We start from the raw sequence: 8,471 nt of genomic DNA on the forward strand, positions 1-8,471 counted from the left end.
ATCGCAGGTCGGACAGGGTATTGGTTGGTAGGGCGCCCGGGGCTCGAACCCGGAGCCTACGGATTAAAAGTCGCCAGAATTGATGCCGAGCAACGCCTTTGTATATCTAATTGTATCGCGCGGGACGAGAATGTCGCTTTCAAAATGTCCAACAACGCCACCCGATGTTTTGCCGTGTCGATTCCGGCGAGCATCCACCGAGCAAACATGGGGCGGATGGTGTCCCTTGACCATTCGCATTTTGCCGTCCCGATGACCAGGGCGTACGGACATTCCTTACCGTTCACAGCGCGGTTCGAGGGGCTGTGGCGGGCGCCTCTACAGGTCCTGTCCGGTCTCGGCGCTGTCTGATCTCGTAGGGTCGACAGTCGCCGGCCCCGAGGCCGGCTATCGCTGTCTGTGATGGGGCTTGCTGGGATTGGTCGTTTCCGTTCATCCGCTGAGCGCATTGACTGGTAGGTGATCAGTCGGCGCATCTGGCGTCGCTGTGACCGTTAGGGGGTCGTGATGACCCTGGATGCCGAAGACATGGTCGTGACCGCGCGGGCCAGCATGAATGGCCAGGCGCCGCGCTGTAACCATACGGACGAGCTCCCGTCCGTGACGTACGGGCTGCCCGAGTGTGCGCAATGCCTGGCACTCGGCTGGGCCTGGAGTCGGCTGCTGGTGTGCCTGACCTGCGGCTGGGTGGCCTGTTCCGACGATTCTCCCGGCGCCCACGCGCAGGCGCACTATCAGGAAACCGATCATCCGGTCGTCGCCGAGAGGGATCCGGCGGCGACCTGGCGCTGGTGCTATGTGCACGGGCGGACCGTGTAGGCGAGATGAGAAGAGACTCATGACGATTTCCGAGCGACCGGTGCAGAGTCGCCAGGACTACGACGGCCGATCGCCCTTTCCCGGCGCCCACGAGCACCCCGCGGCCAGTAGGACACAGGTGGGGCTGACCGGCGCGATCGTGGTGTTGCCGTTCATCGCGCTGGTCATCGCGATCCTGCTGGCCTGGGGGCGCGGGATCGCAATCGCCGATCTGCTCCTGGCGGCGGCCCTCTACGTGGTGACGGGGTTCGGGGTGACGGTGGGGTTCCACCGGTTGCTCACCCATGGTTCGTTCACCACCCGGCCGTGGCTGCGGGTGGTCCTGGGCGTGGCGGGGTCGATGACCTTCCAGGGCAACGTGATCGACTGGGTGGCGACCCACCGCCGCCACCACGCCTTCACCGACCGGCCGGGCGATCCGCATTCCCCTTACCGGTACGGCACCAGCCTGCGTGGGCAGCTGCGGGGGCTTGCCCATGCCCATCTCGGCTGGATGTTCGCCGACGAGCCGACCTCCACCCCCCGGTACGCGCCGGACCTGCTCGCCGATCCGGCGATGGTCCGGCTGGCGCGCGCCTTCCCTGCCCTGTGCGCGGCCTCGCTGGCCCTGCCGTTCCTCACGGGCTGGGCGATCAGCGGCACGCTGTACGGCGGGCTGACCGGACTCCTGTGGGCCGGCCTGGTACGGGTGGCGTTGTTGCAACACGTCACGTGGAGCGTCAACTCCCTGTGCCACGTGATCGGCAGCCGGCCGTACAGGACCCGCCGTCACGACCGGTCGACCAACCTGTGGCCGCTGGCGCTGCTGTCGTTCGGGGAGAGTTGGCACAACGGTCACCACAGCGATCCCACCTGCGCCCGCCACGGCATGGGCCGCGGCCAGATCGATCCCTCGGCCGGTCTGATCCGCCTGTTCGAGCGGCTGTGCTGGGCCACCGACGTGCGCTGGCCCGACCCCGAGCGACTCGAACGCCGCCGCGTCGACGTCGCGCGCAAGGCCCGTGCCCCGGCCGGAGACTGAGCGCTTTCGGAAGCCAGGAGGTAGGGTGGAGATACCGAGGACTCCTCGTGCGTTGGCACTCAGGTCGGCGTCGCCCGCGGCGAATCACCGCGATCAGCCCTTTCATTGGGGCTGGACGGGCAGGCGATCATGACGCCGACCATTCTTACTCATCCCAAGCCGCCGCAGGTGGATCCCGCGTTGCGGCTGACTCTCAACCCGGTGTTGGATCGGCGTGCCGTTTTGGACGGGGCATGGTGGCCCCGATCCCGCGACGCCGCCGCCGAACTGCCCGGTCTCGTCGCCGCCGTCGACCGGCTGCTCGGTCGGTCCACGCTCCGCATCGGGGTGCACAAGGACACGTGGGACCACATCCCCCGCCGGATACCGCCCTCGGCGCCGCCGAGGCCACGCTGAAGCTCACCACTCAGGACACCGCCGGCTTCAGCCCCACTTACATCCTCACCATCGCCCACTTGCCCGCCACCTCCGATTCTCCCGAGAGCGCCGACAGCTCATCTCGCTGGGAGAACGAGGGCGGATCGCATGGCTGGTAACCCACCTTCCGCCTGCCGGCCGGATCGAGCGGCATCGACACCGCCTGTTCCGGCGGCCGACCGATCTCCGGCCGGCAGGCATCTCATCGCTTCTCGACATCGCATGGAGAATCTCGTGACCATCATCGACACCGCCCGGCTCGGCCGGGCGGGCCCATCGGCTCCCACCATCGTCCGCCTATCCGGTGAGATCGACATCTTCACCACCGCAGCGCTGCGTCAGCGGCTGCTGAACACTCTCGACCACAGCACCGGCCTGCTCGTCCTGGACCTGTCGCAGGTGACCTTCTGCGATGCCGGCGGCCTGGGCGTGCTGGTCGGCGCGCAGAGCCGTGCCCGAGCACGAGGCATCACCCTGGCCCTGACCGGCCTCACCCCGTTCATGACCCGGCTCCTGCGGGTCTCGAGTCTGGACTGCTGCTTCCCCATCGCGGTGTGACCGCACAGGAGTCCAGCTGTACGGCACAGCGCCGCCGACCCCGCGTGTCCGCGCTCGGCGCAGACACCGATGGTCGCCCCTCCCCATGGCGACCGGGCGATCACGACGTGGCCTGATCGTGCCGAGGACCTACAGTGGATGATGAGGAGCCGCCCGAGGTTGGAAGGGGTGGCGGCCATGGAGCTGCGGCAGCTGCGCTATTTCGTGACCCTGGCCGAGGAACTGCATTTCGGGCGGGCGGCGGCCCGCGAGCACATCGTGCAGTCCGCCCTCAGCCAGCAGGTGCAGCGCCTCGAACGTGAGCTCGGCGTGCGGCTCCTGGACCGTAGCACCCACCACGTCAATCTGACCCCTGCGGGAGCCGCCTTCCTCATCGAGGCGCGTCAGATCCTCAACCAGGTCGAGCGGGCCGGGGACGCCGCGCGGAACGCCGCGACGTCATCGCCCTCGCTGCGTGTCGGCATCATCGACGCTGGCTACGACTCCATGCCGCAGATCCTGCACGAGGTCCAACTGCGCCATCCGGACCTGACCATCCACCAGGTCGAGGCGGGCACGCCCGAACAGTATCGGCAACTGGCCGACGGCCAGCTGGACATCGGGATCGGACGCGCCTCCCTGACGCCGCCCGAGGTCGCCTCCGAACTGATCAGGCTGGACCCGCTCGGCGTGCTGATCCCCGATGACCATCGCTGCGCCGTACAGGACAGCGTGCCAGTCGCCGCGCTCGCCGACGAGCTCTTGCTGCTCGGCGAGGAAGGCCAGACACCCGAGCTCAACCAGTTCGTCATCGAGCTGTGCCGTTCGGCCGGATTCGCGCCCAGCATCTACGAGGGAACCGTCGAGAGCACCCGCGCCGCCACCGACCTTGTGCTTCGGCACCGGTGCGTACACGTCATCCCTGCCTCCTCCCGCACCTCCAGCCGGCCCGGAACCACCTGGCGACCCCTGACGGAGCCCGCCACGCACTACCCCTGGTCACTACTGTGGCGCGCGGCCGACCCGTCCCCCCACCTCGCCGGGGTCATCGACTGCGCCAGACGCGTCGCCCACCGGCTCAGCTGGCTACCCGCTTCCATCAGGGACTCGCCGACCCTCATCAACCGCGACGAAACCGCCTGACGTTCCGCGAGTACCGTGGGCCCGGACCTGATCTTGCCCTCCGGGGCGGGCACGTACTTGAAGCGGGTGACGTTCTCGCCGATCGCTTCGACGCGCCGGCGAGCTCGCGGCCTCGAACCGGGCGCTTGGGCGTGCGGAATCCGGTGCCAAGACGCATGAGGTACGGCAGGCAGGCCATGAAGTGGATGGCGCCCTGGTCGAGGCCGGCCGTGTGCATCCGCACGAGGACGCCGTCATCACCGGCTTCTGGGCGGTCGACGCTCCTGACTTCGTACTCGCTCATCGGTTCCAGTGATAACCGGCCGTCCAAGTGCTCATTTCCCCGTCACAGCCGGAAGAGGACATTGAGAGGTGAGTTGCCGGAGGTCGCGGGCATCGGTCCGCACGAGGTCACGGTCGCCTCCCGGTGAAGGGAAGACCACCATGAGCATCAAATGGAAGATCAGGGTCAAGACTCAGGCCGCCAAGAGGTGGGCCATGCAGCACCTCGGCCGCACCGCCGGAGATCGTCGGCTGCCGGACGAGATCAGGACAGACCCGGCCAAGGGCAACCGGAAGTAATCCGGGGAGCAGGTCAACGGCGCGTTCGAACAGCGCATCGGGATTGCGTACCGGTCCATGCGTTGCCGGCGTGCGAAGACCGTCGCCGTGCTTGTTCGGACGTGTAGCTCTGTGGCCGGGTCGGCCATCGCGTGCGCCTGAGCCGTGGTTCGGTACCGTCGGCTCGACGCGGTTTCCGGGGCTGGTCAACCCGCAGCATCGCATCGATCATCGGCTTGAAGGGGTCCAGCAGCGACGCACGCGGAGCCATCTTCTTTCTTGGCTGCGGCCACGCCGACTCCAGGGCCTTGCGCACGGTTGGATGCGACACCCCGTGCTTACGCATCACCCCGCGGATCGACAACCCCGCCCGCACATCACGCCAGATCGCCGCATACAGTTCGGTCTTGGACTACCGCAACATCCTGCGCCCCTCACAGTGGGTGACACACCAGATACTCCCACCGCAAGACCCCGGGTGTTGCTGAAACTCATCAACACGAAACCCCGACGATCAGGGGTGTTGCCCAAACTCATTGTTCTGTGACGCCGAAGGCTGATCGTTGTCACCGAAGGTTGATGACCGCTAGTGCCTCCGAAGTTTGAGTAACGGCGCTTGGTCGTCGGGAGCGACGGTGGAGGAAGTCGAGGCTGTGGGCGCCGATCCGGCGTTAACCGCGTTCGAGCTGGACTTCTACCAGGGCGGCGTACGATGCCGCACACTGCTTGGAGCCGGTTGGAACGTGGTGTCGCCGGTGCGCGTCTCCTATTGGCCCACGGGCGGGGAGAGTTTCGCAGGCTAGTATTTCCAGGCGAGCGTGTCGGCTGGTGAGGAACTGGTACCAGATGTCATGGTGACCCGATACAGACGCCCTTGCCTTCGGTTTCCCACATGGCAAAGGTGCCGTTGGGGCAGTCGCCGATGCTGAGCGACGAGCCTTGCAGGATCCTCAGTACTTTGCCGGTTGCGTCGGGCGACGCGCAGTCGACGATCTCAGATCTGTTCCGGGTCAAGCACTCTCCTTCCTCGGCGTTGTTCCAGCCCCCAGAGCAGAGCAGGAGCTGAGCCTGGCCGGCTGGAACAACGGAAGGCGGACAGACCCCACAGCCCGCCCCCGGCGACCACGCCTCCTGATCACACGTCTTGGCGGGACACTGCCCGACCGCTAAGGGTTCCTCCCGGCGAGCGCCTGCTCGGCCGCGGCGCTCAGCAACCGGGCGGCGGCGGCCACCTCGGCGAGCCGACCAGGCGTCAGCGCCTCCAGACAGGCGGCCAGCCGCTGCCGGTCACCACGACAGGCCATGCGCGTCGCGTGCTGAAAGGCGAGGGCGCGCGAAGCCGTACCGATCGCCATCAAGACGTCGGTCAGAGCCTGATCCACGCCGTCGTTCGGATCCGGCGGCAGCGGAGGTTGAGCAGTCAACGCCATTCACCATGCCGTCCTTGAGCTCCGAGCGCGATCCGATCCCGCCGGCCCAGTCTGCGCCAGATACCGGCTGCGGACAATAGGAGAGCGCCCCCAGCGGTTCCCACGACACGCCGCGAGCGGTGCGGCCGTCAAACCACTCTGATCACCACACCGGCGCAGGCCCGGTGATCACGGCTGATGATAAGCCTGGTGCAGATTGCCGCTTTCCACCTGGTCGAGCCCGCCAGATGATCAGACCATCGCACCAGACTGCTCCTCACGCCGCCCTCCGCAACCGGTTCATGGCCGCCTCACACCGCCGCCTTATCCCGCACTCCCCGCCCGTAGGAGCCAGCATGAACACCGCGGACACAGCCAGCGCCCGCACCCCTGACACGCTCGCCGATCGGCTCTTGCGCATCACGCCGCTCGTCGATCCCGCGGGCCTGCGGATCGAAGGTGAGCTCGACCACGCCACCCTGCAGGCCCTGACCGGGGCACTGGCTGCGCTGGCGGGTGGTGGCGGCTTCTGCGTCGATCTGAGCGGCCTGGTGTTCTGCGACGTCGGGGGACTGCGGGCCCTGGTCACCGCCGCCGCCGGTATGCGCGACGGCCATGTTCTGACGTTGCGCTCGCCCTCCCCGCAGCTGCGACGCCTGATCCAGCTCACCGGCTGGCACCAGCCGGCCGGTCTTCGCCTGCAGGATCGGAGCACCTCATGACGGCCCTCCATCCCCGCATCGGGACAGGTCTGTGGCTCGTCCCCGCCACCGCCACCGTCGTCCGCCTGTGCGGCGAGCTGGACATCGGTACCGGCGCGGCGGTGCGCGAACGCCTGCTGGGCGCGTTGCGGCACAGCACCGGCCTGCTCGTTCTCGACCTGTCGGGGGTGTCGTTCTGCGACGCCGCCGGGCTGGGCGTCGTGGTCGGTGTCCAGCGCCGGGCCAGATCCCTGGACATCGTGCTCGGCCTGGCCGCCCCACGCCCGCACCTGGCCAGAGTGCTGCGCCTCACCGGCCTGGACTGCAGCTTCCCGATGTACGGCACCCCGGGCCGAGGCAGGGCCGGGTTCGGCCCCGCGGCAGCGCGCTGAGACGTCGTCGGCACATGTCTGTTCTCGCCGCCGCTGCCACCAGGACGACCGCCGGGCCACGCCCTTGCCTTCCCGCTGAGGCGACGGCCGAGCTGGATCGGCTAGGCCATCAGGTGCTGGGAGAAGCCCAGATCCAAGCCGCCGCGATCCTCGCCCAGGCCCGCAGCGACGCCGAGCAGATCATCGCCGCGGCCAAGCTACAGCGAGCGCAAAGCCGGCACCCGCCCCCGCGCCGGGCCCAGGCAGGCCAGGCCACGCAGTCGGCGCCCGCACTCGCTGAGGGCCTCGCGCCGATCATGGTGCTCAACGACCGCTGGCGGATCTACGCGCCCTTGAACGCCGACGCCAGCGCCATGGCCAGCCTGTATCAGGCCTACGAGCTCGCCGACCCCGCCACCATCGTCGTGGCCAAGGTGTTCCACCAGGCCCACAATGACCCCCAGCGGTTTCGCACCTTCCTACGGGAGGTACGGAGCATGCGCCTGCACCACCGGCACATCGGGCAGATCATCGACGCCGGCCAGGACCCCAGATCCCAGGCGGTCTACCTCATCTCGCCCCTCTACCAGCCAGGCAGCCTCAACCTCCACCTCCACGGCAGGCCAGGCGCCGACGTCTCCCTGAGGTGGAGTCTGCGGATCCTGGAGCAGGTGCTGGCCGGGTTGCAGGCCGCCGCCCTGAGCGACATCATCCACCTCGACATCAAGCCGCAGAACATCGTCCTGGACGGCCCCGCCACCATCAAGATCATCGACTGGGGAATGTCACAACTGCACCAGGCCGGCAAATGCGTCTCGACGGTCCTGCCTGGCGGAACCAAATGGTTCGCCAGCCCCGAGCAACTCGGCGCCACCGACGCCGCCCCCAGCAGTCTGTCCGATCTGTACGGCGTCGGTGCTCTGGCCTACTGGCTGCTGACCGGCCTGGCCCCGCTGCGACGCGAAACCGACGCCGGCACCGATCTGCTGCAGGTGCACCACCTGATGCAGGCCGGAACCCGGCCCGAACCCGTTGACCGCTACAACCCGCTCGTACCCGAGTGCCTGAGCCAGCTCATTGACCAGTGGCTCAGCTACACGCCCGCAGACCGCATCCCCTCAGCGATGGCGGCCTCCGCCGCGCTCAGCTGGGCATGCACGGCCCTGAGCCGACAGACGTGCGACCTCTCCTGATCAGCGGAGGTGATAAGCCTCGCTGAGAATGCCTGTATCCGCGGGCCGGAAGGGGACGTTGACTGGAAGGCACCCAACCGGCCTGTGGAGTTGCCCCGGTTCGGTAGAAATATCAGGGCTTGCGACTACGCGGCAGCATATCGAGATCTTGAGCGTTCTTGGATGTGTACCGGCGTTCGTATTCGGCTGGGCTGAGCTGGCCGTTGGCGGAGTGGCGCCGGTGGGGGTTGTAGTTATGCAGGTGATCGAGTCAAGTGCCTGTTGAGTCGAGTCTGTTGAGCAGGCCGTCGAAGATCTTCTGACGTCCGAGCTGTCCCTTC

11 protein-coding genes and 1 tRNA gene are annotated in these 8,471 nt (G+C 67.6%); 9 read left to right on the plus strand and 3 right to left on the minus strand.

Features of this window, described 5'->3' with window-relative positions; all coding sequences use genetic code 11:
* Positions 1 to 25: 25 nt before the first annotated feature.
* Positions 26 to 99, minus strand: a tRNA-Ser gene (locus ACIBHX_RS51700).
* Positions 100 to 507: 408 nt separating this feature from the next.
* Here ACIBHX_RS51700 and ACIBHX_RS51705 point away from each other — a divergent pair.
* The 6 genes from ACIBHX_RS51705 (at position 508) to ACIBHX_RS51730 (ending at position 4,498) form a co-directional block, all read left to right on the plus strand.
* Entirely contained in the window at positions 508 to 819 is a 312-nt protein-coding gene (locus tag ACIBHX_RS51705; RefSeq protein ID WP_397076343.1) for a UBP-type zinc finger domain-containing protein, read from the plus strand.
* A gap of 19 nt (positions 820 to 838) precedes the next feature.
* Complete coding sequence (locus ACIBHX_RS51710; protein WP_397076344.1) at positions 839 to 1,840, plus strand: acyl-CoA desaturase; 1,002 nt, start codon at positions 839 to 841, stop codon at positions 1,838 to 1,840.
* Positions 1,841 to 1,969: 129 nt separating this feature from the next.
* Positions 1,970 to 2,236 (plus strand): DUF5994 family protein, encoded by a 267-nt coding sequence (locus ACIBHX_RS51715; protein WP_397076346.1) that lies wholly within the window; start codon positions 1,970 to 1,972, stop codon positions 2,234 to 2,236.
* 255 nt (positions 2,237 to 2,491) lie between these two features.
* Positions 2,492 to 2,815, plus strand: a complete 324-nt coding sequence (locus ACIBHX_RS51720; RefSeq protein WP_397076347.1) for an STAS domain-containing protein — start codon at positions 2,492 to 2,494, stop codon at positions 2,813 to 2,815.
* 177 nt (positions 2,816 to 2,992) lie between these two features.
* Positions 2,993 to 3,937 (plus strand): LysR family transcriptional regulator, encoded by a 945-nt coding sequence (locus ACIBHX_RS51725; protein WP_397076349.1) that lies wholly within the window; start codon positions 2,993 to 2,995, stop codon positions 3,935 to 3,937.
* A gap of 423 nt (positions 3,938 to 4,360) precedes the next feature.
* Positions 4,361 to 4,498 (plus strand): hypothetical protein, encoded by a 138-nt coding sequence (locus ACIBHX_RS51730; RefSeq protein ID WP_397076350.1) that lies wholly within the window; start codon positions 4,361 to 4,363, stop codon positions 4,496 to 4,498.
* 828 nt (positions 4,499 to 5,326) lie between these two features.
* Here the strand turns inward: ACIBHX_RS51730 and ACIBHX_RS51735 are convergent.
* Positions 5,327 to 5,491 (minus strand): hypothetical protein, encoded by a 165-nt coding sequence (locus tag ACIBHX_RS51735; RefSeq protein ID WP_397076352.1) that lies wholly within the window; start codon positions 5,489 to 5,491, stop codon positions 5,327 to 5,329.
* A gap of 152 nt (positions 5,492 to 5,643) precedes the next feature.
* On the minus strand, positions 5,644 to 5,901 hold the full coding sequence (locus tag ACIBHX_RS51740; protein ID WP_397076354.1) for a hypothetical protein: 258 nt from the start codon (positions 5,899 to 5,901) through the stop codon (positions 5,644 to 5,646).
* 341 nt (positions 5,902 to 6,242) lie between these two features.
* Here ACIBHX_RS51740 and ACIBHX_RS51745 point away from each other — a divergent pair, with 341 nt between their 5' ends.
* Genes ACIBHX_RS51745 through ACIBHX_RS51755 form a run of 3 tightly spaced genes read left to right on the plus strand, consistent with a single transcriptional unit; the run spans position 6,243 to position 8,151 of the window.
* Positions 6,243 to 6,608 carry an STAS domain-containing protein gene (locus ACIBHX_RS51745; RefSeq protein WP_397076356.1) on the plus strand — a complete coding sequence of 122 codons (366 nt, stop codon included), beginning with the start codon at positions 6,243 to 6,245 and terminating at the stop codon, positions 6,606 to 6,608.
* Complete coding sequence (locus ACIBHX_RS51750; RefSeq protein WP_397076357.1) at positions 6,605 to 6,979, plus strand: STAS domain-containing protein; 375 nt, start codon at positions 6,605 to 6,607, stop codon at positions 6,977 to 6,979. The genes ACIBHX_RS51745 and ACIBHX_RS51750 overlap by 4 nt, the downstream gene beginning before the upstream one ends.
* Before the next feature lie 14 nt (positions 6,980 to 6,993).
* The gene (locus ACIBHX_RS51755; protein WP_397076358.1) at positions 6,994 to 8,151 is read left to right on the plus strand and encodes a serine/threonine-protein kinase; all 1,158 of its coding nucleotides are present in this window, start codon (positions 6,994 to 6,996) and stop codon (positions 8,149 to 8,151) included.
* Positions 8,152 to 8,471 lie beyond the last annotated feature (320 nt).

Origin of the sequence: Nonomuraea sp. NPDC050536, from assembly GCF_044457685.1 — a bacterium.
Lineage (GTDB): Bacteria > Actinomycetota > Actinomycetes > Streptosporangiales > Streptosporangiaceae > Nonomuraea.

Bases quoted from the DNA above. Each gene is read 5' to 3' on its own strand.
- ACIBHX_RS51705 (WP_397076343.1), top strand. From the start codon at position 508: ATGACCCTGGATGCCGAAGACATGGTCGTGACCGCGCGGGCCAGCATG.
- ACIBHX_RS51710 (WP_397076344.1), top strand. From the start codon at position 839: ATGACGATTTCCGAGCGACCGGTGCAGAGTCGCCAGGACTACGACGGC.
- ACIBHX_RS51715 (WP_397076346.1), top strand. From the start codon at position 1,970: ATGACGCCGACCATTCTTACTCATCCCAAGCCGCCGCAGGTGGATCCC.
- ACIBHX_RS51725 (WP_397076349.1), top strand. From the start codon at position 2,993: ATGGAGCTGCGGCAGCTGCGCTATTTCGTGACCCTGGCCGAGGAACTG.
- ACIBHX_RS51730 (WP_397076350.1), top strand. From the start codon at position 4,361: ATGAGCATCAAATGGAAGATCAGGGTCAAGACTCAGGCCGCCAAGAGG.
- ACIBHX_RS51745 (WP_397076356.1), top strand. From the start codon at position 6,243: ATGAACACCGCGGACACAGCCAGCGCCCGCACCCCTGACACGCTCGCC.
- ACIBHX_RS51750 (WP_397076357.1), top strand. From the start codon at position 6,605: ATGACGGCCCTCCATCCCCGCATCGGGACAGGTCTGTGGCTCGTCCCC.
- ACIBHX_RS51755 (WP_397076358.1), top strand. From the start codon at position 6,994: ATGTCTGTTCTCGCCGCCGCTGCCACCAGGACGACCGCCGGGCCACGC.